This window comes from Streptomyces sp. NPDC037083, from assembly GCF_055606485.1.
The window spans coordinates 904,708-928,866 of record NZ_JBVJSQ010000001.1 but is presented as its reverse complement, the minus strand read 5'-3'; the positions used below and the strand labels follow the sequence as shown (position 1 = coordinate 928,866).

The following is a 24,159-nucleotide window of genomic DNA, read 5'->3' as shown; positions in this document are numbered from 1 at the left end:
GTGCAACACCCTTTAGACGGGGCGCGGCCCCGTCGCGTCGCCGAGCGGGTCGACCCGGCCGCTCACATGGACCCGTCCGGCGTCTCCCGTCCCGCGCAGCTCGAAGTGGCTGCCGTCCGCCGCGAAGACGACCGTGCCCGGCAGCAGCACCGGGGACCGGAACTCCGCACGGACCCACACCGCCTGCGGTGCGCCGTGGGCGGCCAGGCAGCGGGCCAGGGTCCACATGCCGTGGGCGATGGCCCGGGGGAAGCCGAAGAGGCGGGCGGTGAGCGGGTGGAGGTGGATGGGGTTGCGGTCGCCGGACGCGGCCCCGTAGCGCCGGCCGACGTCGCCGGCGAGCCGCCACTCGTCGAGCACGGGAAGCGGGCCGGGATCGCACCGGCTCGCGGCGGGCGCGGGCGTGGCGTCGGTGCGGTGGCGCGCCAGATAGGTGCTCGTGGACTCCCACACGGGCTCGCCGCCGCTGCTCAGCTCCGTGACGACGACGGCCTCCGTGCCCTTGCGGTGCGGTGCCAACCGGTCCGCGTACACCGTGAGTTCGTAGGTCCCGGTGGCTGTGAGAGGGGCGTGGCGGGTGATCTCGATCGACGTGTGGACGAGGCCGAGCAGCGGAAGCGGGAAGGTCCGGTCGCTCATGATGCGCATGGCCAGCGGGAAGCCCAGGACGTGGGGATAGGTGAGCGGCAGCGCGTCCTCGCCGGTCGGGAAGGCGCACACCCGCTCGTAGGCGGCGAGCCGGGCCAGGTCCACCCGCAGCCCGGGCAGCACGAGCCGGTCGCCGGGGGCGGGGAAGACGACGCCCGGGCGGGGCCGCTTGAAGGGGGAGCGCAGCGCCCCGGCGGCCAGCAGCGGGCCGAGGGCCGGAGGGGTGGCCAGGGTGATCTGCCGGGGCGACCGGTGCGGCGGGGGCGGCGTGGTCACTACGCCCCCAGCAGACTCTGGCCGCACACCCGCACGACCTGTCCGTTCACCGCGCCGGACGCGGGATGCGCGAGCCACGCCGTCGTCTCCGCGACGTCGACGGGCAGCCCGCCCTGCCCGAGGGAGTTCATACGGCGGCCCGCCTCCCGGATGAACAGCGGCACCGCTGCCGTCATCTTCGTCTCGATGAAGCCCGGGGCCACCGCGTTCACCGTGACCCCGTGCTCCGCGAGCGCGCGCGGTGCGAGGGCGCGGACCAGTCCGGCGACGCCCGCCTTGCTCGCGCCGTAGTTCGTCTGGCCCGCGTTGCCCGCGAGCCCGGCGATGGAGGCGGTGGCCACGATCCGCCCGCCCCGGCGCAGGACGCCCTTGGCGAGCAGCGCGTCCGTGGTGCGCAGCACGCTCGCGAGGTTGACGTCGAGCACCGAACTCCAGCGTTCGGCGGGCATGTTGACCAGCCGCCGGTCGCGGGTGATCCCCGCGTTGTGGATCAGCACGTCGAGTCCGCCGGGGAGTTCGGCGGCGATCCGCTCGCCCGCGTCGGCGGCCGTGATGTCGAGGGCGAGCGCGGTTCCGCCCAGTTGTCCGGCGAGCCGCCGGGCGTCCGCCTCGGCCTGCGGCACGTCGAGCACGACGACGTGCGCGCCGTCGCGGGCCAGGGTCCGTGCGACCGCCTCGCCGATGCCGCGCGCGCCGCCGGTGACGAGCGCGGTGCGCCCGTCGAGGGGGAGCGACCGGCCGGCGGGGCTGCCGGACTCGGGCGACCGGTCGGCGGAGCCCTCGGACGCGTCGGCCGCCACTCCGACGACCTGTCCGCTGACGTACGCGGACCTGGGGGAGAGGAGGAAGCGCAGGGTGGACTCGGCGGCGGCCGCGTCGGTCAGCCGGACCAGGTTCACGGTCCTGCCGCGCCCGATCTCCTTGCCGAGCGAGCGCACGAACCCCTCCAGGGCCTGTTGCGCGGCGGCCCGGTGATGGTCGCCGTCGGCGTCCAGGGGGGAGCCGAGCACCACGACGCGCCCACTCGCCGCGACCGACCGCACGACCGGGTGCAGGGCCGTGTGGACCTCGGCGAGCGCGTCGACGTCCCGGACGCCGGTGGCGTCGAGGACCACGGCCGCGAGGTCGGCGGCGGGGCCGGCGGGGTCGGCCGGGAGGAGTCCCGTGCGGGCGAGAACCGGCGCGAGGCCGAGGAGGGTGGGCTCACCGGCCGTAAGGTGAAGCAAGTTGCCCGGGAGGAGGGGCTGTTCGGGCGACCAGCGCCGGAGCGCCGCCGGCTGCGGAAGGCCCAGTCGCCGGGTGAGGAACCGGCCGGGGGCGGTGGCGGTGAAGCTCAGATAGCGGTCGGCCATGTTCGTCTCGTCTCCCATGGGCTCGGCACACAGCGGAAAGTGCTTACTCCAGAGTAAGGTTACCGGGGGTAAGTCTAGGTCAAGGGTGAGGAGCAGGTCGAGATGAGTACCTCGGAGCCGTCGAAGGTGACCTATTTGCGAGGGGCCCGCAAGGCTCCCCTCGAACCCCCGCGCGCCCGTCGCGTGGCCGTCGTAGGGGGCGCCCGCACCCCCTTCGCGCGCTCCGACGGCCCCTACGCCACCGCCTCCAACCAGGAGATGCTGACGGCGGCCGTGAACGGGCTGGTCAACCGGTACGCCCTCGACGTCCCGGGCGTCGTGGGCGAGCTGGTCGCCGGCGCGGTCCTCAAGCACAGCCGGGACTTCAACCTGGCCCGCGAGACCGTCCTCGGCTCCAGGCTCGACCCCCGCACCCCCGCCTACGACGTGCAACAGGCCTGCGGCACCGGCCTGCAGGCCGTGATCGCCGCGGCCAACAAGATCTCCCTCGGCCAGACCGAGTCGGCGATCGCGGGCGGCGCCGACACCGCGAGCGACGCCCCCCTCGGCGTCAACGACCGGCTGCGCCGCATCCTCCTGGAAGCCCGCCGGGCGAAGTCGGCGAGCGCCCGGCTCAAGGCTCTCGCGCGGATCCGCCCCTCCCATCTGATCCCCGACATCCCGCGCAACGCCGAACCGCGCACCGGGCTGTCCATGGGCGAGCACGCGGCGGTCACCGCCCGCGCCTGGGGCGTCGAGCGCGAGGCTCAGGACCGGCTGGCGGCCACCAGCCACCAGCGGCTCGCGGCCGCGTACGAGCGGTGCTTCTTCGGCGACCTCGTCGTCCCGTTCCGCGGCCTCGACCGCGACCAGAACCTGCGCCCCGACTCCACGGTCGAGCAACTGGCCCGCCTGAAGCCGGTGTTCGGGACCGACGGCCCCGAGCCCACGATGACGGCGGGCAACTCGACCCCGCTGACGGACGGTTCGGCGGTCGTCCTGCTCGCCTCCGAGGAGTGGGCCGAGGCGCGGGGCCTGGAGCCGCTGGCCTACCTGACCGCGTACGAGACGGCGGCCGTGGACTTCGTGCGCGGCGATGCGGCGGGGGGCGAGGACGGCCTGCTGATGGCCCCCGCGTACGCGGTCCCGCGCATGCTGGAGCGGGCCGGTCTGGGCATCGAGGACTTCGACCTGGTCGAGGTCCACGAGGCGTTCGCCTCCCAGGTGTTGGCGACGCTCGCGGCCTGGGAGAAGCAGGGCCTGGCCCCGGTGGACCGGGACCGGCTCAACGTGGCCGGCTCCTCCCTCGCCACCGGCCACCCCTTCGCGGCCACCGGCGCCCGCATCGTGGCGACGCTCGCCAAACTCCTCGCCGAACAAGGCGGCCCCGCACGGGGATTGATCTCGATCTGCGCGGCGGGCGGACAGGGGGTCACCGCGATCCTGGAAACAACGTGAGCGTCCCTCATATAACCCCCGAGGTTGCACATCCCCGACCCCGGAACATCCCGGAACACGCACAAGCCCCACACCTGAGAGCCGTACGATCCCCTACCTAACCGGCGGTAACTCCTAACCCCTGCCTTAGGGGGCATCCCGGTTGAACGCGTCGGTGCGCCAAGCACGTACGTCATGCAGCAAGCAGTTTCCTCGCTGCACGCCCAGGGAGCCGCCCGTGTCCACCCCGTCCTCAACCGCCGGCTCGGCCTACGCCGACTTCGACGCTCCCCCCGTCCTCGTGGAACCCGAGACGCGACGACTGGACGGCGCCGTTCGGGAGGCGTCCGTGCCGGCCCTCGCCCGCCCGGTCACCTACGGCTCGCTCGCCGACCTGCCCTACGACAACGCGGCCGCCGCCCCCGACGCGGTGGCCCTCAGCCGCAAGGGGCAGGACGGCGACTGGACGGACATCACGGCGGAACGCTTCGCCGCGCAGGTCCACGCGGTGGCCAAGGGGCTGATAGCGGAGGGCCTGGTCCCCGGCGACCGGATCGCCATCATGGCCCGCACCACCTACGAGTGGACGCTGCTCGACTTCGCGGCCTGGGCGGCCGGCCTGGTCACCGTCCCCGTCTACCCGACCTCCTCGGCCTTCCAGACCCGTTGGATCCTCCACGACTCCGGCGCGGTCGCGCTGGTCACCGAGACGTCCGGTCAGGCGGCCGCCCTGGGCCCCGAACTCGACCGGCTGCCCGACCTGCACCACCTGTGGGTCATGGACAAGGGGCACGTGGACCGGCTGATCGAGGCGGGTGAGCGCGTTCCGGACGCCGAGGTCGAGATCCGCCGGGGCATGCTGGTCCCCGACACGCTCGCCACCCTCATCTACACCTCCGGCACCACCGGCCGCCCCAAGGGCTGCGCCCTCACCCACGGCAACTTCTTCGCCGAGGTCGACAACGCGATCGAACTCCTCTACCCGATCTTCAAGTCGAAGGACGACGAGCTCTCCGTCCTGCTCTTCCTCCCCATGTCCCACGTGTTCGGCCGGATGGTCGCCATCGCCTGCGTCCGCGCCCGCGTCCGCCTCGGCCACGCCCCGAGCCTCAAGTCCGAGGACCTCCTGCCGGACCTGGCGGCCTTCAGACCCACCTGCCTCCTCGCCATCCCGTACATGCTGGAGAAGGTCTTCAACACGGCCCGCGCGAAGGCGGAGGCGGCCGGCCGGGTGTCGTCCTTCGACCGCGCGGTCGGCGTGGCCCGCCGCTACGGCGAGGCGGTCGAGGCGCACAAGACCGGCGCCGGATCAGGTCCGGCGGCCACGCTGCGCGCGGCCCGCACCTTCTACGACCCGCTCGTCTACCGCCGCATCCGCAACGCCATGGGCGGCCGCGTACGCCACGCCATCTGCGGCGGCTCCCCGCTGGGCCGTCGCCTCTCCTCGTTCTACCTCGGCGCGGGCATCGAGATCTACGAGGGCTACGGTCTGACGGAGACGACGGCCGCGACCACGGTGACGCCCCCCATGAAGCCCCGCCTGGGCACGGTGGGCTGGCCCCTGCCCGGCACGAAGATCCGCATCGCGGCGGACGGCGAGATCCTCGTCGCGGGCGACCACGTCCTGCGCGGCTACTGGGACCCGGCGAACGGCGGAGTCGTCCCCGCGGCCCCCGACGGCTGGCTGGCCACCGGCGACATCGGCGAACTGGACGACGAGGGCTATCTGACGATCACCGGGCGCAAGAAGGAAATGATCATCACGGCGGGCGGCAAGAGCGTCGCCCCCGCGCCCCTGGAGAACTGGCTGCGCTCCCACCCCCTGATCTCCCAGGCCATGGTGCTCGGCGACGGCCGCCCCTACGTCTCCGCGCTGCTCACCCTCGACCCCGACGGCCTCACCCACTGGCGTCAGATGCACGGCAAACACCCGGTGCCCGCGGAACTGCTGATCGACGACGCGGAACTCAACGCCGTGCTCCAGCGCGCCGTCGACGAGGCCAACAAGCTGGTCTCCCGGCCCGAGTCCATCCGCCGCTTCGCCATCCTGCCGGCCGACTTCTCGGAACACGCCGGCCACATCACCCCGTCGATGAAACTGCGCCGCGAGGCGATCCTGCGGGACTTCGCGGAGCAGGTGGAGGGGCTGTACCCGCGGTAAAGGGCTCGCGGGGCGGGGCGCGGCCGGGAAGCATGCGGACCGTGAACGGCATCGAGTTCTTCCACTACCCCTGGGTCGAGAACCCGTCGTCCCTGGTCTGGGGCATCCGCGTGGACGGCGGGGACCTGCGGGAGCGCGTGGGAGCGGCGACGTACGCGCTGTGGCGGGCGGAGCTCGCGGGCGAGTTCGAGGACGAGGACGCGGACGCGCGGGAAACGGCCGAGCAGGTCCGCAGGCAGCATGACGGCCTGGGCGTGCCGGACCTCGCCGACCGCCCCGGCCACTTCCTGACCGCCGCGGACACCGTCCCGCTCCTGGGCTGCCCGTGCGGCATCTGGCAGTGCTGGCCCCTCATGGCCGCCGTCGCCGTGACCTCCACGACGGTCACCTGGTCGTCCTTCCGTCAGCCGCACCGGGAGGAGTGGGGGGAACTGGCCCTGGGCCCCTACGTGTTCCCCCGAGACCGCTACGAGGAGGCGCTTGCCGCCCCGGCGGTGCTCAGCGGGGACCCGCTGCCCTGACTCCCCCGCCCGCCGGGGGCCTGCGGGCGATCAGGAACGCCTGGGGGGTGGACTCGCCGAGGGCGGTGTCCGGTTCCCGTACCGTGCGGGAGAACACGGGAAGACCTGCCGCCGTCAGAAGTCCTTCCATCAGCTCCGGGCTCCGGCGCTCGAAGTCGAGGGCGACCGGGTGGCCCCAGGGGCGGTCGTGGCGGCGGGGCTCGTCGCCGACCTGGAAGCCGAGGAGCAGGTGGCCCCCGGGGACGAGGACGCGGTGGAACTCGGCGAAGAGGGCGGGCAGTTCGTCCACAGGGGTGTGGATGGAGGAGTAGAAGGAGACCACCCCGTCCAGGGAGCCGTCGGCGTGCCCGTCCAGCTTCAGCATCGAGCCCTGCGCGAACGGGATCCCCGGGTTCTCGCGCCGCGCGATCGCCAGCATCGACTCCGACAGGTCGAGCCCGGACATGTCGAGCCCGAGCGAGGCGAGCCGCCCCGTCGTCCGACCGGGACCGCACCCCAGGTCGGCCACCCGGCCGCCGGCGCCGACGAGTTCGGCGTACACGGCGAGGACGGCCCGCTCCACGGGCCTCGCGACCAACTCGCCCCGGAAGTGCTCGGCGTAGTCCTCGGCGACGGCGTCGTAGAACGCGCGGGTGGCGGCGAGGAACGCGGGTGCGGCGGCGGTCGTGGGTGGGGTGGCTGGTGCGGCGGCGGCGGCGGTGGGCGGGGTGTGCCGTGCGGGGTCGTTCGTGGGCTGGACGGGCGATGGGGTGGCTGGTGTGGCGGCGGTCGTGGGCCGGATGGGCAGTGTGGTGGGTGGTGTGGGGTCGTTCGTGGGCGGGACGGGCGGTGTGGTGGCGGTCGTGGGTGGTGTGGTGGCGGTCATGGGCGCGGAGCCTAGAAGCACCCACCGACAGTGGGGGCGGTTCTACGCCACTCCCAGCGCGCGCAGCACTCCCGTCGTCGCCGCCGCGCCGAGGACCACCACCGGGAACGGCGCACCGTTTCCCCACGTCCGGCCGCGTCCGAGTGGGGGAACCCCCATCGCCAGGACCCCGCCGACCAGTACCCCGGCCGGGCGCGCCCACCCGGCGAAGCCGCCGCCCTCGGTCAGCGCGCCCGTCGCCAGCAGCGCGACCAGAAGAACCACCGCCCCGGCGGACAGCGACTCCTGGACCCGGGCGGGCAGCTCCACCCGCCCGTGCAGCGCGGGGCCGACGAGCCGCAGCACGTACGTCCCCACCGCCAGCACCAGGATCAGAACCACCGTCGCGCTCATACGGCGGCCCCCGCGCGGCCGGGCCGGTAGAGCGCCAGGCCGGCCAGGGCCAGCAGCACCGGCGCCCCGGCCGGCAGGAAGGGCGCGGCCGCGAGCGCGACGACCGCGCCGAGCGCCGCCGGCCGGCGAAGGCGGGCGTCCTTGCGCAGCGCGGGCAGGACCAGCGCGACGAGCACGGCGGGGAAGGCGGCGTCCAGGCCGTAGACCGCCGTGTCGCCGAGCCGGCTGCCGGCGAGGGCCCCCACCGCAACGCCCGTGTTCCACACGGCGAACAGGCCTATGCCGGAGATCCAGAACGCGGCGCGGCGACGGGCGGGGCCGGCCTGGGCCAGGGCGAAGGCGACCGTCTCGTCGGTCACCAGGTGCGCGCCCAGCAGCCGGGTCGCGCGGCCGGGGCCGAGGAGGTCGGCGACCGCGAGGCTGAACGCGGCGTTGCGGGTGTTGAGGAGGAGCCCGGTCGCGGCGGCCGCGAGCGGACCGCCCCCGGCGAGCAGGATGCCGACGGCGCTGAACTGGGCCGAGCCCGCGTAGACCACCAGGGACATCACCACGGGCGCCCAGACCGGCAGCCCGCCCGCCACGGAGATCGCCCCGAAGGACACGCCCACCACCCCACTGGCCAGCCACACGAGCGAGCTGTCCCGGACGAGTGACCGGGACAGGGACCGGGACGGGTTTCGAGGCAGGAACCGGGGCTGGGCCAGGGTTCGAGGCAGGAACCGGGGCACGAGCCGGGACAGGGGTCGGGGCCGGGGGCGGTCGAGGGCTTCCGCCCGCGATGCCGGTGTTCGTTGAGGCGAACGCATGTTTCCTACAATGAACAGAGAGGCTGCGTTCGTCAAGGCGAACGTCCGTACCGATGGAGCGAACGACATGTCCGAAGCCGCGCCCCCGCCCCCCGCCCGTCTGCCCCTCGACTGGATCGCCGCCGCCCTGCGCCGTGAGCGCACCCGGGCCGGGCTGTCCCTCTCCGAGCTGGCCAAACGGGCGGGCATCGCGAAGTCCACGCTCTCCCAGCTGGAGGCGGCGAGCGGCAATCCGAGCGTGGAGACGATCTGGGCGCTGGGGGTGGCGCTGGGCGTGCCGTTCGCCGCGCTCGTGGAGCCGCCGGTCCCGGCCGTCCGGGTGGTCCGTGCGGGGGAGGGGCCGGCGGTCGCCTCCGAGCAGGCGCCGTACGTGGCCACCCTGCTGTCGGCCAGCCCGCCCGGCGCGCGACGGGACATCTACTGGCTGCGGGCCGAGCCGGGAGCCGTGCGGGCCTCGGAGCCGCACATCCCGGGCACGGTCGAGCATCTGATCGTGAGCACGGGCCGGGTGAAGGCCGGGCCGGCCGGGGAGACGGCGGAACTGGAGCCCGGGGACTACATGACCTACCGGGGCGATGTTCCGCACTCGTACGAGGCGCTGGCGCCGGGCACGACGTTCGTCCTGGTCATGCAGCACGTGTGAGACGTCCGGAGGGCAAAGGCAGGAGCCCCGTGCCGAACGGCACAGGGCTCCTTGGGTACTGCTCTCAGACTTGCGATCTCAGGGTGTGAAGATCAGACGGGAGTGACGTTCTCCGCCTGGGGGCCCTTCGGGCCCTGCGTCACGTCGAAGGAAACCTGCTGGTTCTCCTCGAGCGAGCGGAAGCCCTGCGCGTTGATCGCGGAGTAGTGGACGAAGACGTCGGGGCCGCCGCCTTCCTGGGCGATGAAGCCAAAGCCCTTTTCGGCGTTGAACCACTTCACGGTTCCGGTAGCCATAAGCCCTCCTTGGGCCCAAAGGGTTGCCCTGCTCCAGAACCCTGCAAGCGTGAAAGCAAGTGCCGCACAACTGCATACGTCTGAAAACGACGAGAGCCCGCGGTTACATGCTCCGCAGGCTCTGTACTGCAAGGGAAACCAAACTGCAACTTGCGGCGAGCCTAGCACGCAGGCACCCGAAAGCAATAGAGGTCAAGATCACGTCACCCGGATGTTTGAAGATCGCGCAAAGCGATTGACTCGGGGGTGGAGTCCCGAGCGTACCCGAAGGGGTCTAGCCTCGCGATGTGGACAATTCTCGCACCCGGCCGCGCGTCGGCCACATCCAGTTCCTCAACTGCCTGCCCCTGTACTGGGGGCTCGCGAGAACCGGCACCCTCCTCGACTTCGAGCTGACCAAGGACACCCCGGAGAAGCTCAGCGAGCGGCTGGTGAGGGGCGAGCTCGACATCGGTCCCGTCACCCTCGTCGAGTTCCTCAGGAACGCCGACGACCTGGTCGCCTTCCCCGACATCGCCGTCGGCTGCGACGGTCCGGTCATGTCCTGCGTGATCGTCTCGCAGGTCCCGCTGGAGGAACTGGACGGCGCGCGGGTCGCCCTCGGCTCCACCTCCCGTACCTCCGTGCGCCTGGCCCAGCTTCTGCTGGCGGACCGTTTCGGTGTCCAGCCCGACTACTACACCTGCCCGCCCGACCTCAGCCTGATGATGCAGGAGGCCGAGGCGGCCGTCCTCATCGGCGACGCGGCGCTGCGGGCCAACCTGCTGGACGGACCCCGGTTCGGCCTGGAGGTGCACGACCTCGGCGCCCTCTGGAAGGAGTGGACCGGCCTGCCCTTCGTCTTCGCCGTGTGGGCGGCCCGGCGTGAGTACCTCGAGCGCGAGCCCGTCATCACCCGCCAGGTCCACCAGGCGTTCCTCGACTCCCGCAACCTCTCCCTCGACGAGGTCGGCAAGGTCGCCGAACAGGCGGCGCGCTGGGAGGAGTTCGACGAGCAGGTCCTGGAGCGGTACTTCACCACCCTCGACTTCCGCTTCGGCCCGCCGCAGCTGGCGGCCGTGAAAGAGTTCGCCCGCCGCGTCGGCCCCACGACGGGATTCCCGGCGGACGTCAAGGTGGAACTGCTTCAGCCCCGATCTGCGTAATCTGCTGCACAGCCCACTGCGTACCCTGCTGCCGAGCCCGACCGGGTCTTCACGCGGAGCACGGGCCACGGGCCGCCGGCCATGGCCCGGGTCACGGGCGACGGGCCGCCGGCCCCGGGCCACGGGTCACGCGCCGGGTCACGGGTCCTTACGGGGGAGGGGTGGACGCCCATGCAGCCGCTCGGAGAAGACGAACCCACGACCGTGGGGCCCTACCGGCTGCTCGGCCGGCTCGGCTCCGGCGGGATGGGCCGGGTGTACCTCGGACGCAGCGCCGGCGGCCGCACCGTCGCCGTGAAGATCGTCCACCCGCACCTCGCGCTCGACGAGGAGTTCCGCGCCCGATTCCGGCGTGAGGTCGAGGCCGCGCGACGAGTCGGCGGGGCATGGACCGCGCCGGTCCTGGACGCCGACCCGGAGGCCGCGGTGCCCTGGGTCGCCACGGGTTACGCGGCCGGTCCCTCCCTGGCCGCGGCGGTCGTCTCCGGCGGCGGGCCGCTGCCCGAGCACTCCGTGCGGGTCCTGGGCGCGGGTCTGGCGGAGGCGCTGGCGACCGTGCACGCGCTGGGCCTGGTGCACCGGGACGTCAAACCGTCCAACGTCCTGCTGACGATCGACGGCCCGCTCCTGATCGACTTCGGCATCGCCCGCGCGATCGACGGCACGGCCTCGCTCACCTCGACCGGCGTCTCGGTCGGCTCGCCCGGCTACATGGCCCCCGAACAGATCCTCGGCAGAGGCGCGTCCGGCGCGGCCGACGTGTTCTCCCTCGGCGCGGTCCTGGCGTACGCGGCCACCGGGCGGCCGCCGTTCCCGGGGGACTCCTCGGCCGCCCTCCTCTACCGGGTCGTCCACGAGGCGCCGGAACTGGACGAGCCGGAGGGCGCGCTGCGCGGTGAACTGCGGGCGGTGGTCGAGGCCTGTCTCGTCAAGGACCCGGCCGCCCGGCCGACCCCCGCCGAGCTGTCCCGGCGTCTCGCTCCCGAGGGCGCGGCCCGGCTGGTCGCGTCCGGCTGGCTGCCGAGCGCGCTGGTGGAACAGGTGAGCCGAAGCGCCGTCCGCCTCCTGAACCTGGAGGGAGCGGGCGCCGGGACGGTCGCGGGGCCTGCGGCGGGACCGGGCACGGACCCGCCGCCGTCCGGCCCGGTGTCCTTCAGCAGCCCGGCGGTGAGCCCGACGGCGAACCCGGAGGGGCGGCCGGGGACGGCCGGCGAGGCTTCGGGGGCGGCGGGCGTCCCTGCGGGGTCGTCGGGGGCGGCCGGGGATCGAGGCGAGTTCGCGGGGGCGGTGCGTGAATCCCCGGGGTCGTTGGGGGAGTTCGGACCGCCACCGGCGATGGACCGGGCCGTCGTCGCCCCGGGTGACACCTCGGGCGCCGTGCCCGAACCGCGGGACGCCGAGCCGGCGACGGGCGCGCCCGCGCGCCCGGGCCGGGTCTCCGTCACCGTGGCGGCCTCGGCGACGCAGGGCGAGAGCGGACGCGGACGAAGACTGAGCTGCACCGTCGCGCTGGCGGTCGCGGGAGCGATGGCGGCGGTGACGGTCGGTTCGGTGTTCCTGTTCGACCTCCTCCCGGGCGACGGCGACCGGGACTCCGCTTCCGGCAGCGACGCCTACTCCTCACCTCCGGCGGCCGCTTCGACCTCCGACCCCGCCGACGGCGAGACGCCGACCGCACTCCCGGCCCGTTACGTCGGCACCTGGGAGGGACAGGGCAGCGGCCTCGACGGCGCCGTCCCGATGGGCACGTTCCGGGTGACGCTCCGACAGGCCGACGTGGGCGGGAAGTTGGGCGAGCTCCGGCAGACGGACGTGCTCGGCGGTGTGTGCCTCGACGTGCTGACGCTGAAGCAGGTGACGGAGAAGGAGGTCGTGGCCACGTCGGTCGGCGCGAAGAGCAATCACTCCGGCTGCAATCCGACGCCCCACACCATCCGACTCACCCCCACCGGCGACGATCTGACGTACGCCTCGGACAGCGCGGCGGAGGGCAACCCGGTGGCGCGGATGTCGAGGGTCGACTAGAGCCGACGGCACGGAGACGGACGGTCGTCGGTGCGCGAGGGCCGCCCTCCCTTCCGCAGGGTATTCGGGCGGATTCCCTGACCCGCTTCCCCGCGGGTCCCTACGATCTCTGTCGATGAGCACACCGCCCAGCGACCTGACGTTGGCCGCCGTCGCCGCCCTGTGGGGCGCCGTGACGGGGTCGCTGCTGCCCCGGGCCGCCTACCGCTTCTCCGCGCCGTGGGAGGAGGCGGACGGCGGCTGGCGGACGGCCTGCCCGGCCGGCCACCCGATCCGCGGGTGGATCGGACGCGCGAGGTGCCCCCGGTGCGCGGATCCGGGCCCGGCGCCCGCGGCGGCAACGGCGGCATCGGGGTCCGCGACGGCCCCGCCGTCCCCGACGATCTCGACGACGGAGGCGTCCCCGGCGGTCACGGAGTCCCCGGCCGACGGTCGAGTCGAGCCGGGGGCGGCCTCCATGGCCTCGTCCGCAGATGGCGGAGGCGAGTCGGGGCCGGTGCCGGGGCGTCCCTGCCCGGTCCCCCTCTACGGCCCCGGGACCGTTGTGCTGCCCGTCGTCACCGCCCTGGTCGCCGCGGTGCTCGCCCTCGCCACCGGCACCCGCCCCGAGCTGGCCGTGTGGCTGCTGCTCGCGCCCGTCGGGGTGCTGCTCGGCGTCGTCGACCTGCGGGTACGCCGGCTGCCCGATCCGCTCACCCTCCCGCTCGCGGCCGCCGCCCTGGCCCTGCTGGGCCTCACCGCGCTGCTCCCCGAGCATGCGGGCGACTTCACGACGGCCCTGCTCGGCGCTCTCGCCCTCGCCGCCGGCTACCTCGTTCTGCACCTGAACCACCCCGGCGGCATGGCCTTCGGCGATGTGAAACTGGCGCTGGGGACGGGCGCCGTCCTCGGCTGGTACGGCTGGCCGACGGTCATGCTGGGCACGTTCGCGGCCTTCCTGTCCGGCGCGCTGTACGGGGGCGCGTTGGTCGTCGCGGGGCGGGCGGGACGCAAGACGCTGATCGCGTTCGGGCCGTTCATGCTCGTGGGAACGCTCACCGGTGTCGTGATCGGCGCGTACGCGGCCTGACGTCCGGGCGTCGGGAGGGCTGGCGTAGGCTGGCTTGGTCTGTCCACAACCCTTGACGAAAGGGACGCTCCCGGTGACCGAGAAGGCCGACCTTCAGTCCGTCCTCGACCGTGCCGCCGCCGGTGGGCGGATCACCCCGGAAGAGGCCCTCGACCTCTACCGCGACGCCCCGCTGCACGCGCTCGGCGCCGCCGCCGACGCCGTGCGCCGCCGTCTGTACGCGGGGACCGAGCACATCGCGACGTACATCATCGAGCGGAACATCAACTACACGAACGTGTGCGTCACGGCGTGCAAGTTCTGCGCCTTCTACGCGGCCCCGAAGGACACCGCCAAGGGCTGGACCCGCGACCTGGACGACATCCTGCGCCGCTGCGCCGAGACCGTCGAGCTCGGCGGCACCCAGATCATGTTCCAGGGCGGACACCACCCGGACTACGGCGTCGAGTACTACGAGAAGCACTTCGCCGCCATCAAGGAGGGGTTCCCGCAGCTGGTGATCCACTCGCTGGGCGCGTCCGAGGTCGAGCACATGGCCCGGATCTCGAAGGTGACGGTCGAGGAGGCCATCACGCGGATCCACGCGGCCGGTCTCGACTCCTTCGCCGGCGCCGGCGCGGAGCTGCTCCCCGCCCGTCCGCGCAAGGCGATCGCCCCGCTCAAGGAGTCCGGCGAGCGCTGGCTGGAGATCATGGAGATCGCGCACGGGCTGGGCGTCGAGTCGACGTCCACCATGCTGATGGGCACCGGCGAGACCAACGCCGAGCGCATCGAGCACCTGCGGATGATCCGTGAGGTGCAGGACCGCACCGGCGGCTTCCGCGCCTTCATCCCGTACACGTACCAGCCGGAGAACAACCACCTCAAGGGCCGCACCCAGGCGACCCTCTTCGAGTACCTGCGGATGATCGCGATCGCCCGCCTGTTCCTCGACAACGTCCGGCACATCCAGGGCTCCTGGCTGACCACGGGCAAGGAGGTCGGCCAGCTCTCCCTGCACTACGGCGCGGACGACCTCGGCTCGATCATGCTGGAGGAGAACGTGGTCTCCTCGGCCGGCGCCAAGCACCGCTCCAACCGCCTCGAGATCATCGACCTGATCAGGAAGGCGGGCCGGGTCCCGGCCCAGCGCGCGACGACGTACGAGCACCTCGTCGTCCACGACGACCCGGCGAACGACCCCGTCGACGAGCGGGTCATGTCCCACATCTCGTCCACGGCGATCGCGGGCGGCACGGCGCATCCCGAGCTCAAGCTGCTCGCCTCCAACTAACCCGCGCATGCTGACCGTTCACGCGGACTCCAGGGGCCGGGCACTCGCCGTCGAAGGAGCGTGGATCGCCGGCGCCGGGCCGCTGGAGGAGCTCGTCGCCGCCCATCCGCGCGCACGGGTGCGCACCTGGCCCGGCATCCTGACGCCCGGGCTGATCAACCTGCACGGCAACGAGCTGCTGGAGGAGGCGTACCACCCGGATCCCCGCGAGGCCGACGAGCTGGGCGTGGAGCCGGTGACCGGGGACGCGCTGGCGGCGCTCGCCATGGACGACGCCCGCTGGAACGCGAGCGTCCGACGCGGGGTGCAGCGCATGCTGGCGCACGGCACGGTCCGCGCGGCCTGCGAGGAGCTGCGCAACCGCGCGGTGCGGGACGCCGTGCACCGCTCCGGCCTGGCGCTCATGGGCCGGATCGGGCGCCCCGGGGGGACGCCCGCGCTCGACCCGTACGCCGCCGGACTGCCGGTGGAGTTCGCGTCCCCGCGGGAGCGGCACTCCGCGGCCCGGTTCGCCGTGTTCGACGTACGGGACGAGGCCGAGCTCGCGGAGCGCGGCGCGAGCACCTGCGTGGCCACGGTGGCCGAGGGGCGTCTCGTCTACCGACGCCGCTAGGACGACCGCCGGGCGGATAGGACGACCGCCGGGCGGACGAACGGGCCCACCGGGCCCTATTGCGAGAACGCCTCCGCAAACGCCCCCGAACTCTGTTCGACTCCGCTGCAGTTGGTCAGAGCGTCGTCCTTGGCCGAATCGGCTTCCGAACACTGCTGGTCCCGGAACGTCGACCACATGGAAACCCAGGAAATCCCCTTCTGCACGGCGAACGACCGCACTTGCGCCGCGTCCGCCAACGAGAACGTCTCATGGGCGACGTCGTTGGTGCCGATCATCGACGTGAGGGCCATCCCCCTCCAGGCGACGGAGTCCTCCGTGCCGAAGACCTTCTTCAGCTGCGCCTGAGCCGCCGTCGCCGAGGCGATCGCGTATCCGCCCATGTCGCCGGTGTAGGACTCGCCGTAGTTCATCGTCATGAGGTTGACCGTGGAGACCTGGACGTCGTACTTGTTCGCGGAGGCCAGCAGCGCCAGGCTGTCGGAGTCCAGCCCGGAGGGCATCACCGGGAGCGTGAAGGAGACCTCCAGGTCCGGGCGTTCCTTCTGCAGCGCCGCGATCGCCGCGGAGCGCCGGGCCACCGAGCAGGAGTCGGTCAGCTCGTCGCCCTCGACGTCGAAGTCGGCCTGTGCTGAGCCGGCCGCGTCGAGCGCCGCACCGTAGGCCTCGGCCAGTTCCGACGCGTCGTCACAGGTGGCGGCGAGTTCCTTGCCGGAGGCGCCGCCGAAGGAGACGCGCACCGTGGCGCCCGACTCCTTCAGCGCCGAGACGCGGGACTTCACGGCCGGGTCGTCGACGGCGTTCGTACCGTTCCACTCCGGCGTGCAGTCGCTGCCGCTCGCGATGACGAACGCCAGGTTGTACGTCGTCGGCGAGCCGGCCGTGTCGTTGGCCGAGGCCTCCACCGCGCTCACGTACGGCGCGTAGGAGGTGCCGGTACTGCCGGGCCTGCCGGTACTGCCGGAACTCGATGGTGTGGAGCTGTCCGACGGGGAGGGACCGCCGCCCCGTCCGGTGGCCGCGGGCGCCGCGTCCGACGTGCTGCCGGACCCCGCGGAGCATCCCGTGACGGCCAGGGCGACAAGGCACGTGACCCCGGCCGTCGGCATCAGGAAACTCCTCATTGCGTATGCACCCGCTCTCGTGATTTCTGTCTCAGGCTGGAAACAAAGCGCGTTTCCGAAATGGAAATGTCTCACATGCGGGCGGATCACGCGGGAACAGCGGGCACACAGTCAGTTCAGGGACGCAAGCGCGCAAAAGGTGATATCCACCCGGCCAAAAGGGATGATCGACCCTCCCATGGTGGGCGCGGGCGCGCAGCGGTTTCGTCGATCTCTCAGGGAAGAGACAGGTTCACGCGTTTCTCATCGGTCTCTCACAAGCAGATCAGAGTTTGTGCCACATAAAGGCTCCCTAATATCCGGGGAATGCAATCCGAGCCTGCCATCGAAAGCCGTGCCGCCACTCGTGGCAGCCGTCGCAGCCGCAAACGTGACGACGCCTCCGGCGAGGGGCCCGTGTTCGTTGACAACTCCGGACGCAGGTCGAAGCTGCTGCGCCGGATCGGTCTTCTGCTGGGCGTCGGCTGCCTCGCGTACGCGGTCGTCCTCGGCGCCGCGTTCCTGGGCTGGGGCACCTCCCTGACCCCGTCCTCGCTGCTGCCGTTCGGCGACGGGGGCCCGCGCGGCGCCCAGAACTCCGGCCCCGGCGGCATCCGGCCCCAGGGCGGCGTCGGCACCCCGCCCGCGAAGCCCACCGGCGCCCCGCCCGCGGGCATCGCCACCGGCGAGCCGCCCGGCAGCTCCGCCCCCACCGCCACGGCCTCCGCGGCCGCGGCCGCCAACTGACCGGAGCGCAGCCACTTCCATGACGACGACCACCTCCCGCGGCCGCCGCCGCGCCCCGACCCGCATCGAACGGGCGGCGGGCAAGGCCGCGGCGCTGCAGAAACCGCGTGTCATCCTCGCCCTGCTGCTTCTGCTCGCGCTGACCAGCGTGATGCTGCTCGACGGCTATCTGCGCGCCGAGGTCGGCGGCGACCAGCGCGTGCGCACCGGCGCCAGCTCCAGCAAGGTGCCCGACGACGTCCTCGACGGCGGCCCGATCCTGACCTTCCGGGGCGGCCGGGCCACCACGCTCTCGGTGCCGGACAGGACGATCGCGCTGACCTTCGACGACGGCCCGAACCCGACCTGGACGCCCCAGGTGCTGAAGATCCTCGAGGAGTACGACGTGCCCGGCACGTTCTTCCTGGTCGGCTCGATGGTCTCGCGCTATCCGGACATCGTGAAGACCATGGTCGGGCAGGGCAACGAGGTGGGCATCCACACCTTCACCCACGTCGACCTCTCCTACCAGTCCTCCGCCCGGGTCCGGCGCGAGATGACGCAGACCCAGCTCGCCCTCGCCGGCGCGGCCGGCATCACCACGACGCTGTTCCGGGCCCCGTACTCCTCCGAGACCGACGCCATCGACAACTACAGCTGGCCGGTCTACGAGGAGCTAGGCGAGGACGGATACACCAGCGTCTTCGTCGACACCGACAGCGACGACTGGAAGAGGCCGGGCGTCCCGAAGATCATCAAGTGGGCCACCCCCGAGGACGGCGAGGGCGCGTCGGTGCTCTTCCACGACGCCGGCGGCGAGCGCTCGCAGACGATCGAGGCGCTGCCGACGTACATCAAGAAGATGAAGGCCGCGGGCTACACCTTCACCACCATCAGCGGCGCGATGCAGGAGCAGAACGCGGCGGCTCGCGGGACCGCGGGCGCGGCACAGCACCAGCCCGGCGGCACACCTGCCGGCGGCAACGGCGGTAGCGGGAACGTCGGAGACAACGGCACCGGCGGGACCGTCGACCGTCTGCAGGCCGCGCATCGTGAGGCCACCGGCGTGACCCTGTACGAGGGCAAGGCCCTCATCGCGGCGGTCACCCTCGCCGAGTGGACCGTGCCGACGCTGTCGGTGGGACTCATGGTCGTCGGCGTGGCCGTCATGGGCCGCTTCGGGATGATGCTGATCCTCGCCCGCCGTCACCACGGACAGCGCAACAAGCGCCGCTTCAGCTGGGGGCCGACGGTCACCCGCCCGGTGAGCGTGATCGTCCCGGCGTACAACGAGAAGGAGTGCATCGCCAACACCCTCAAGTCGCTGGCGAGGAGCACCCACCCGATCGAGATCATCGTCGTGGACGACGGCTCGACCGACCACACGTCCGAGATCGCCCGCGAGGCGGCCACATCCCTCGGCATGACGAACGTCCGCGTCATCCGCCAGGAGAACGCGGGCAAGCCCGCCGCGCTCAACAACGGCGTCCGCAGCGCCAGTTACGACATCGTCGTGATGATGGACGGCGACACCGTCTTCGAGCCGGAGGCCGTGCACCAGCTCGTGCAGCCCTTCGCGAACCCGAGGGTCGGCGCGGTCGCCGGCAACGCCAAGGTCGGCAACCGCGACACGGTCATCGGCGCCTGGCAGCACATCGAGTACGTGATGGGCTTCAACCTCGACCGCCGCATGTACGACCTGCTGCGCTGCATGCCCACCATCCCCGGCGCGATCGGCGCGTTCCGCCGGGACGCCGTGCTGGAGGTCGGCGGCATGAGCGAGGACACCCTCGCCGAGGACACCGACATCACCATCGCCATGCACCGCGCGGGCTGGCAGGTCGTCTACCAGGAGCACGCCAAGGCCTGGACGGAGGCGCCGTGCTCGCTGAAGCAGCTCTGGTCGCAGCGCTACCGCTGGTCCTACGGCACCATGCAGGCACTGTGGAAGCACCGCAAGTCCCTGACCGACAGGGGGCCTTCGGGCCGCTTCGGCCGGGTCGGCATGCCACTCGTCGTGCTCTTCCAGATCGTCACGCCGGTCTTCGCCCCGCTCATCGACGTCTTCACCGCCTACTCGATGATCTTCATCGACTTCCGCGCCGCCCTGCTGGCCTGGCTGGCGGTCCTCGGCGTCCAACTGGGCTGCGCGGCCTACGCGTTCCGCCTGGACCGGGAGAAGTACCGCTACCTGCTGATGATGCCGCTCCAGCAACTGGCCTACCGCCAGATGATGTACCTCGTCCTCATCCACTCCTGCATCACCGCGCTCACCGGCGGCCGCCTGCGCTGGCAGAAGCTGAAGCGCACGGGCGAGGTCGGCACCCCGGCCGGGGTGAGCCGATGAGCTGGGAGCAGCAGCAGGGGTACGGCTACGAGTACGGGCAGCAGCCGCAGCAGCAGCCGCAGTACCCGTACGGGTACGAGGGGTACGGGAAACCCCAGCAGTACGGGCAACCCCAGCAGTACGGGCCGCAGCCGTATCCCCAGGAGCACGTGGAACACGTGGAGCACGTGGAGTACGTGCAGGGCGTTGTCGTCGACGAGACGGCGCCCCTCCCCGCGGTGGAACCGGAACCGGAGTCTGCTCCTGTTCCTGAGCCCGAAGCTCCCGACGCCGTCACCGAGGAGGTGGAGGAGCCCCCGCCCCCGGCCAAGCCCGCCGCCCCCCAGCGGGACCGCTACTTCGACACCCTCCGCGCCCTCGCCCTGATCAGGGTCGTCGCGTACCACACCTTCGGATGGGCCTGGGCCGGCCTGCTCTTCCCTTCCATGGGGATCATGTTCGGCCTGGCCGGCACCCTGATGGCGAAGTCCCTGGAGCGTCCGGCCGTGAAGGTGGTGCGGAGCCGCCTCCGCCGACTCCTGCCGCCCTTCTGGTTCTGGGGCTTCTTCGTCGTCCTGGCGATGCTGGTCCACGACTGGATGCCGGGCTGGGACATCGTCTACTGGGTCGTGCCGCTGGGCGACCCGCCGGGCAACGCCTGGGGCGAGCAGGCCTGGGAGGTCCTCTGGTACCTGCGGACCTATCTCTGGTTCGTCCTGCTCTCGCCGCTGCTGCTGCGGCTGTTCCGGGCGGCCCCGATGCCCGTGCTGGCGCTCTCCCTCGCGCCGGTCCTGGTCCTGACCTTCGTGTGGGCGGGCCCGGACAACCGCGTCGGCACCACTCTGTGGGACCTGTCGACGTACCTCTCCTGCTGGATGCTCGGCTTCGCGCACCGCGACGGCGTCCTGCAGCGCATGAAGCCGGCCCTGGTGGCTGTCGTCTCGCTCGCGGCGCTCGGTTTCGGCGGTTGGCACGCCGTCACGCACCAGGCCGAGTTCGGCACCTACGACCTGGACGAGAATCCCCTCGCGCAGGCCTTCTGGTCGGCCGGGTTCGTCATGCCGCTGATGTGGGCGAAGGCGTACTTCGGCATCGACTTCGCCTGGCTCACCCGCTTCCGGCGGACGAACCGGATCGTCACGGTCTTCAACGCGCGCGCGGTGACGATCTACCTCTGGCACGAGATCGCCCTGATCCTGGCCGTGCCGCTGATCGACCGGTTCTGGGACATCCCCGCGTTCGAGACGTACCTGCCGCTGGACAGCCAGTGGTTCATGTTCGGCGTGGGCTGGCTGCTGATCGGCGTCTTCGTGCTGCTGTGCGGGTGGGTCGAGGACGTGGCGGCGCGGAAGAAACCGACGCTCCTGCCGTGAGCCGTCGGGGGCGGGGCTGCCACAATGGGCGGGTGACCCGCGCTTCCCTGAACAAGCAGCCCCACGAAGTCGCCTCGATGTTCGACCGCGTGGCGGAACGGTACGACCTGACCAACGACGTGCTGTCGCTCGGCCAGGACCGCAGGTGGCGCAAGGAGGTCGCCAAGGCGGTCGACGCCCGCCCCGCGCAGAAGGTCCTGGACCTCGCCGCGGGCACGGCCACCTCCTCGCTCCCCTTCGCGCAGACCGGCGCCTACGTCGTGCCCTGCGACTTCTCCCTCGGCATGCTCCAGGTCGGCAAGCGCAACCACGCCTGGCTGCCCTTCACGGCCGGCGACGCGACGAGGCTGCCGTTCAAGGACGACACCTTCGACGCCGTCACCATCTCCTTCGGCCTGCGCAACGTGCAGGACTTCGACGCGGCCCTGCGCGAGATGTACCGGGTGACCAGGCCCGGCGGCCGGGTCGTCATCTGCGAGTTCTCGCACCCGACCTGGGCGCCCTTCCGGACCGTCTACACCGAGTACCTGATGCGCGCCCTGCCTCCGGTCGCCCGCGCCGTCTCCTCCAACCCCGACGCCTACGTCTACCTCGCCGAGTCCATTCGCGCCTGGCCCGACCAGCCCGCCCTGGCCGAGCACCTGCGCAAGGCCGGCTGGTCGAAGGTCGCCTGGCGCAACCTGACGGGCGGCGTGGTGACCCTGCACCGGGGCTTCAAGAACGTCTGAGGCTGCCCCGGCCCCAGGCCCCCGGCCCTCACCCGGTGATCGCCTCGAAGGGGGCCCGGGGCCGCTCGCCGGGCCGGTCTGCGGGCCGGTCCAGCTCGCGCTGCAGTCCGCCCCCGCCCGGTCTCGGCACGCGCGGCTCACGCACGCCCGCGCCCCCGCCGCCCTCTCCCTCGGCGAAATCGAACCAGACGGTGACGACGGCGCCGCGAGGCACCTCGACACCCGGCGGCGGGTACTGCCGTACGACGTAGTCGACGACCGCGCGGTGGAAGTCGGGCCGGTCCGGCGCGGCCAACAGCACGCCCTGCGCCGCGGCTGCCTCGCGGGCGTCCACGGCCATCAGGCCGACCAGCCTGGGCACACGTACGTCGGGTGTTTTGGGCGGTATGAGCACAGATGTCACCCCCAGCGGTACTGGAAGGGTAACCGCCCAGGGGTGCCGCCCGGAAGCGCCAGGTGGCTTTCTGTAGCCGACTACTACACGGAGTCACCATGTCAGCCGGTAGCAGCGGCCCTCCCGCTTCGACCTGGGAGTCGTGAACACCTCGGCGAGCCGCATGCCCAGCCGCTGCGTGACGGCGATCGACCGGGCGTTGCGCGCGTCGACCATGGCCACCACCCCCGGCGCCCCGGCCGCCCGCACCCGCTCCAGGGTCATCTGCGCCGCCGCCGTCACATACCCCTGCCCCCAGTGCTCCCGCCCGAGCCGCCACCCGATCTCGATCTCGCCCTTGGGGCCCCACTCCTGCGGCCACGGCTGGGCGCCGGTGAACCCGATGACCCGGTCGTCGCGGTCCAGCATCGTCCACAGACAGAAACCGTGCTCCGCGTCGTGCCGGCGCTGGCGGGCGGTGAGCTCCTCGTAGACCGACAGCTCCGCGGATCTGCCGCCGTGGAACTCCATGACGTCCGGATCGTCGAAGACCCGGTGCCAGGCGACCGCGTCCTCGTCCGTGGGGACACGCAGCCGTACTACGGGGAGAGCTCGGTTCACGGGGCAGCCCTTCAGCCGGGTGATCAATTCTGCTGAATAGACTGCCCATGTCCAGTGCCGGTCGGCACGCAGATTCCGAACTTGGGGAGATCCCGCCGTGACCGTCGTGAACGAGCCCCACGCCGAGCCCTTCTCCGAGAACACCGCCGATGTGATCGTCGTCGGCGCGGGGCCGGCCGGCTCCACGACCGCCTACTACCTCGCCAAGGCCGGACTCGACGTACTCCTCCTCGAGAAGACCGAGTTCCCGCGCGAGAAGGTCTGCGGCGACGGCCTCACCCCGCGAGCCACGAAGCAGCTCGTGGCCATGGGCATCGACATCTCCGAGGAGGCCGGCTGGCTGCGCAACAAGGGCCTGAGGATCATCGGCGGCGGGGTGCGGTTGCAGCTCGACTGGCCGGATCTCGCCTCCTTCCCCGACTACGGCCTCGTCCGCAAGCGGGACGACTTCGACGAGCAGCTCGCCCGCCAGGCCCAGAAGGCCGGCGCCCGCCTCTACGAGCGCTGCAACGTCGGCGCCCCGATCCTCGACGACCGCACCGGCCGGATCATCGGCGTGCACGCCAAGCTCGGTGAGGAGAAGCGCGAAGTCACCTTCCGCGCCCCGCTCGTGGTGGCCGCAGACGGCAACTCCACGCGCCTCTCGCTGGCGATGGGCCTGCACCGCCGTGAGGACCGCCCGATGGGCGTCGCGGTCCGCACCTACTTCACCTCCCCGCGCCACGAGGACGACTACCTGGAGTCCTGGCTGGAGTTGTGGGACCGCCGAGGCCCGGGCGAGGACCGGCTGCTGCCCGGCTACGGCTGGATCTTCGGCATGGGCGACGGGACGTCGAACGTCGGCCTGGGCGTGCTGAACACCTCCGACTCCTTCAAGGAGCTCGACTGGCGCGAGGTCCTCAAGGCCTGGTGCGCGTCCATGCCGGAGGACTGGGGCTACACCCCCGAAAACATGACCGGCCCGATCCGCGGCGCGGCCCTCCCGATGGCCTTCAACCGCAAGCCGCACTACACCAAGGGGCTGCTGCTGGTCGGCGACGCCGGCGGCCTGGTGAACCCCTTCAACGGCGAGGGCATCGCCTACGCCATGGAGTCCGGTCAGATCGCCGCCGACGTCATCGTCCAGGCCCACGCCCGGGCCACTCCCGGCCAGCGCGAACTCGCCCTGCAGCGCTACCCGCAGATCCTCGCGGACACCTACGGCGGCTACTACACGCTCGGCCGCGCCTTCGTGAAGCTCATCGGCAACCCGAAGGTCATGAAGATCGCGGCACAGCGGGGTCTGACCCACCCGCTGCTGATGAAGTTCACCCTGAAGATGCTCGCCAACCTGACGGACCCCACGGGCGGCGACGCGATGGACCGCATCATCAACGGCCTGAGCAAGGTGGCCCCCAAGGCCTGACC

The 24,159-nt window shown here is 72.2% G+C and carries 23 protein-coding genes; 14 read left to right on the top strand and 9 right to left on the bottom strand.

Translation table 11 applies throughout. The annotated features are described in order from the left end of the window. Nucleotides 1-12: 12 nt before the first annotated feature. Together ACZ7DE_RS04255 and ACZ7DE_RS04250 are read right to left on the bottom strand one after the other, a co-directional pair. Nucleotides 13-924 (bottom strand): MaoC family dehydratase, encoded by a 912-nt coding sequence (locus ACZ7DE_RS04255; RefSeq protein ID WP_470757687.1) that lies wholly within the window; start codon nucleotides 922-924, stop codon nucleotides 13-15. Beyond that, a complete protein-coding gene (locus tag ACZ7DE_RS04250; protein WP_470757998.1) occupies nucleotides 924-2,276 on the bottom strand; it encodes a 3-oxoacyl-ACP reductase in 1,353 nt (450 codons plus the stop codon). The genes ACZ7DE_RS04255 and ACZ7DE_RS04250 overlap by 1 nt, the downstream gene beginning before the upstream one ends. A gap of 102 nt (nucleotides 2,277-2,378) precedes the next feature. Here ACZ7DE_RS04250 and ACZ7DE_RS04245 point away from each other — a divergent pair, with 102 nt between their 5' ends. The 3 genes from ACZ7DE_RS04245 to ACZ7DE_RS04235 all read left to right on the top strand — a co-directional run bounded on the left by ACZ7DE_RS04245 (nucleotide 2,379) and on the right by ACZ7DE_RS04235 (nucleotide 6,374). Continuing rightward, the gene (locus ACZ7DE_RS04245) at nucleotides 2,379-3,713 is read left to right on the top strand and encodes an acetyl-CoA C-acetyltransferase (RefSeq protein WP_470757685.1); all 1,335 of its coding nucleotides are present in this window, start codon (nucleotides 2,379-2,381) and stop codon (nucleotides 3,711-3,713) included. Between the two features lie 217 nt (nucleotides 3,714-3,930). Continuing rightward, nucleotides 3,931-5,853, top strand: coding sequence for an AMP-dependent synthetase/ligase (locus tag ACZ7DE_RS04240; protein WP_470757683.1), 1,923 nt, complete (start codon nucleotides 3,931-3,933; stop codon nucleotides 5,851-5,853). A gap of 41 nt (nucleotides 5,854-5,894) precedes the next feature. Continuing rightward, nucleotides 5,895-6,374, top strand: coding sequence for a hypothetical protein (locus ACZ7DE_RS04235; RefSeq protein ID WP_470757681.1), 480 nt, complete (start codon nucleotides 5,895-5,897; stop codon nucleotides 6,372-6,374). Here the strand turns inward: ACZ7DE_RS04235 and ACZ7DE_RS04230 are convergent. The 3 genes from ACZ7DE_RS04230 to ACZ7DE_RS04220 form a co-directional block, all read right to left on the bottom strand. Next, complete coding sequence (locus ACZ7DE_RS04230; RefSeq protein ID WP_470757996.1) at nucleotides 6,352-7,155, bottom strand: class I SAM-dependent DNA methyltransferase; 804 nt, start codon at nucleotides 7,153-7,155, stop codon at nucleotides 6,352-6,354. The two genes, ACZ7DE_RS04235 and ACZ7DE_RS04230, sit on opposite strands and share 23 nt — an antisense overlap. 126 nt (nucleotides 7,156-7,281) lie before the next feature. Further along, the gene (locus ACZ7DE_RS04225; RefSeq protein ID WP_470757679.1) at nucleotides 7,282-7,632 is read right to left on the bottom strand and encodes an AzlD domain-containing protein; all 351 of its coding nucleotides are present in this window, start codon (nucleotides 7,630-7,632) and stop codon (nucleotides 7,282-7,284) included. Further along, nucleotides 7,629-8,294: an AzlC family ABC transporter permease gene (locus tag ACZ7DE_RS04220; protein ID WP_470757993.1), complete on the bottom strand. Its 666-nt coding sequence runs from the start codon at nucleotides 8,292-8,294 to the stop codon at nucleotides 7,629-7,631. The genes ACZ7DE_RS04225 and ACZ7DE_RS04220 overlap by 4 nt, the downstream gene beginning before the upstream one ends. A gap of 211 nt (nucleotides 8,295-8,505) precedes the next feature. Here ACZ7DE_RS04220 and ACZ7DE_RS04215 point away from each other — a divergent pair, with 211 nt between their 5' ends. Next, nucleotides 8,506-9,081, top strand: coding sequence for a helix-turn-helix domain-containing protein (locus tag ACZ7DE_RS04215; protein WP_470757677.1), 576 nt, complete (start codon nucleotides 8,506-8,508; stop codon nucleotides 9,079-9,081). A 92-nt stretch (nucleotides 9,082-9,173) separates the two neighbouring features. On the opposite strand, the gene ACZ7DE_RS04210 is transcribed toward ACZ7DE_RS04215, so the two are convergent. After that, nucleotides 9,174-9,377: a cold-shock protein gene (locus ACZ7DE_RS04210; protein ID WP_003974443.1), complete on the bottom strand. Its 204-nt coding sequence runs from the start codon at nucleotides 9,375-9,377 to the stop codon at nucleotides 9,174-9,176. 287 nt (nucleotides 9,378-9,664) lie between these two features. Between ACZ7DE_RS04210 and ACZ7DE_RS04205 the strand changes: the two genes are divergently transcribed. The 5 genes from ACZ7DE_RS04205 to ACZ7DE_RS04185 all read left to right on the top strand — a co-directional run bounded on the left by ACZ7DE_RS04205 (nucleotide 9,665) and on the right by ACZ7DE_RS04185 (nucleotide 15,502). Beyond that, on the top strand, nucleotides 9,665-10,522 hold the full coding sequence (locus ACZ7DE_RS04205; protein WP_470757675.1) for a menaquinone biosynthetic enzyme MqnA/MqnD family protein: 858 nt from the start codon (nucleotides 9,665-9,667) through the stop codon (nucleotides 10,520-10,522). 171 nt (nucleotides 10,523-10,693) lie between these two features. Further along, entirely contained in the window at nucleotides 10,694-12,547 is a 1,854-nt protein-coding gene (locus tag ACZ7DE_RS04200; protein WP_470757673.1) for a serine/threonine-protein kinase, read from the top strand. 115 nt (nucleotides 12,548-12,662) lie between these two features. Further along, a complete protein-coding gene (locus ACZ7DE_RS04195) occupies nucleotides 12,663-13,616 on the top strand; it encodes an A24 family peptidase (protein ID WP_470757671.1) in 954 nt (317 codons plus the stop codon). A gap of 73 nt (nucleotides 13,617-13,689) precedes the next feature. After that, nucleotides 13,690-14,889 (top strand): cyclic dehypoxanthinyl futalosine synthase, encoded by a 1,200-nt coding sequence (gene mqnC, locus ACZ7DE_RS04190; protein ID WP_470757669.1) that lies wholly within the window; start codon nucleotides 13,690-13,692, stop codon nucleotides 14,887-14,889. A 7-nt stretch (nucleotides 14,890-14,896) separates the two neighbouring features. Next, a complete protein-coding gene (locus ACZ7DE_RS04185; RefSeq protein ID WP_470757667.1) occupies nucleotides 14,897-15,502 on the top strand; it encodes a hypothetical protein in 606 nt (201 codons plus the stop codon). A 56-nt stretch (nucleotides 15,503-15,558) separates the two neighbouring features. Here the strand turns inward: ACZ7DE_RS04185 and ACZ7DE_RS04180 are convergent, their stop codons facing one another. Then, complete coding sequence (locus tag ACZ7DE_RS04180; protein ID WP_470757665.1) at nucleotides 15,559-16,626, bottom strand: chitinase; 1,068 nt, start codon at nucleotides 16,624-16,626, stop codon at nucleotides 15,559-15,561. A 396-nt stretch (nucleotides 16,627-17,022) separates the two neighbouring features. Between ACZ7DE_RS04180 and ACZ7DE_RS04175 the strand changes: the two genes are divergently transcribed. The 4 genes from ACZ7DE_RS04175 to ACZ7DE_RS04160 are packed head-to-tail and all read left to right on the top strand — an operon-like array spanning nucleotide 17,023 to nucleotide 21,758. Further along, nucleotides 17,023-17,352 (top strand): hypothetical protein, encoded by a 330-nt coding sequence (locus ACZ7DE_RS04175; protein WP_470757663.1) that lies wholly within the window; start codon nucleotides 17,023-17,025, stop codon nucleotides 17,350-17,352. Between the two features lie 19 nt (nucleotides 17,353-17,371). Next, entirely contained in the window at nucleotides 17,372-19,678 is a 2,307-nt protein-coding gene (locus ACZ7DE_RS04170) for a bifunctional polysaccharide deacetylase/glycosyltransferase family 2 protein (protein ID WP_470757661.1), read from the top strand. Continuing rightward, a complete protein-coding gene (locus tag ACZ7DE_RS04165; protein WP_470757659.1) occupies nucleotides 19,675-21,030 on the top strand; it encodes an acyltransferase family protein in 1,356 nt (451 codons plus the stop codon). Before ACZ7DE_RS04170 ends, ACZ7DE_RS04165 begins: the two co-directional genes overlap by 4 nt. A 32-nt stretch (nucleotides 21,031-21,062) precedes the next feature. After that, the gene (locus tag ACZ7DE_RS04160; RefSeq protein WP_470757657.1) at nucleotides 21,063-21,758 is read left to right on the top strand and encodes a demethylmenaquinone methyltransferase; all 696 of its coding nucleotides are present in this window, start codon (nucleotides 21,063-21,065) and stop codon (nucleotides 21,756-21,758) included. Nucleotides 21,759-21,786: 28 nt separating this feature from the next. Here the strand turns inward: ACZ7DE_RS04160 and ACZ7DE_RS04155 are convergent, their stop codons facing one another. Continuing rightward, nucleotides 21,787-22,152, bottom strand: coding sequence for a PASTA domain-containing protein (locus ACZ7DE_RS04155; protein WP_470757655.1), 366 nt, complete (start codon nucleotides 22,150-22,152; stop codon nucleotides 21,787-21,789). Nucleotides 22,153-22,245: 93 nt separating this feature from the next. Continuing rightward, a complete protein-coding gene (locus tag ACZ7DE_RS04150) occupies nucleotides 22,246-22,752 on the bottom strand; it encodes a GNAT family N-acetyltransferase (protein ID WP_470757653.1) in 507 nt (168 codons plus the stop codon). Between the two features lie 97 nt (nucleotides 22,753-22,849). Here ACZ7DE_RS04150 and ACZ7DE_RS04145 point away from each other — a divergent pair, with 97 nt between their 5' ends. After that, on the top strand, nucleotides 22,850-24,157 hold the full coding sequence (locus ACZ7DE_RS04145) for a geranylgeranyl reductase family protein (RefSeq protein WP_470757651.1): 1,308 nt from the start codon (nucleotides 22,850-22,852) through the stop codon (nucleotides 24,155-24,157). Nucleotides 24,158-24,159: the final 2 nt, after the last annotated feature.

Excerpts from the sequence above, each read along its gene's own strand:
- ACZ7DE_RS04180 (WP_470757665.1), bottom strand. The coding sequence starts at position 16,626 with ATGAGGAGTTTCCTGATGCCGACGGCCGGGGTCACGTGCCTTGTCGCC.
- ACZ7DE_RS04170 (WP_470757661.1), top strand. The coding sequence starts at position 17,372 with ATGACGACGACCACCTCCCGCGGCCGCCGCCGCGCCCCGACCCGCATC.
- ACZ7DE_RS04185 (WP_470757667.1), top strand. The coding sequence starts at position 14,897 with ATGCTGACCGTTCACGCGGACTCCAGGGGCCGGGCACTCGCCGTCGAA.
- ACZ7DE_RS04200 (WP_470757673.1), top strand. The coding sequence starts at position 10,694 with ATGCAGCCGCTCGGAGAAGACGAACCCACGACCGTGGGGCCCTACCGG.
- ACZ7DE_RS04225 (WP_470757679.1), bottom strand. The coding sequence starts at position 7,632 with ATGAGCGCGACGGTGGTTCTGATCCTGGTGCTGGCGGTGGGGACGTAC.
- ACZ7DE_RS04245 (WP_470757685.1), top strand. The coding sequence starts at position 2,379 with ATGAGTACCTCGGAGCCGTCGAAGGTGACCTATTTGCGAGGGGCCCGC.
- ACZ7DE_RS04215 (WP_470757677.1), top strand. The coding sequence starts at position 8,506 with ATGTCCGAAGCCGCGCCCCCGCCCCCCGCCCGTCTGCCCCTCGACTGG.
- ACZ7DE_RS04195 (WP_470757671.1), top strand. The coding sequence starts at position 12,663 with ATGAGCACACCGCCCAGCGACCTGACGTTGGCCGCCGTCGCCGCCCTG.
- ACZ7DE_RS04165 (WP_470757659.1), top strand. The coding sequence starts at position 19,675 with ATGAGCTGGGAGCAGCAGCAGGGGTACGGCTACGAGTACGGGCAGCAG.
- ACZ7DE_RS04210 (WP_003974443.1), bottom strand. The coding sequence starts at position 9,377 with ATGGCTACCGGAACCGTGAAGTGGTTCAACGCCGAAAAGGGCTTTGGC.
- ACZ7DE_RS04250 (WP_470757998.1), bottom strand. The coding sequence starts at position 2,276 with ATGGCCGACCGCTATCTGAGCTTCACCGCCACCGCCCCCGGCCGGTTC.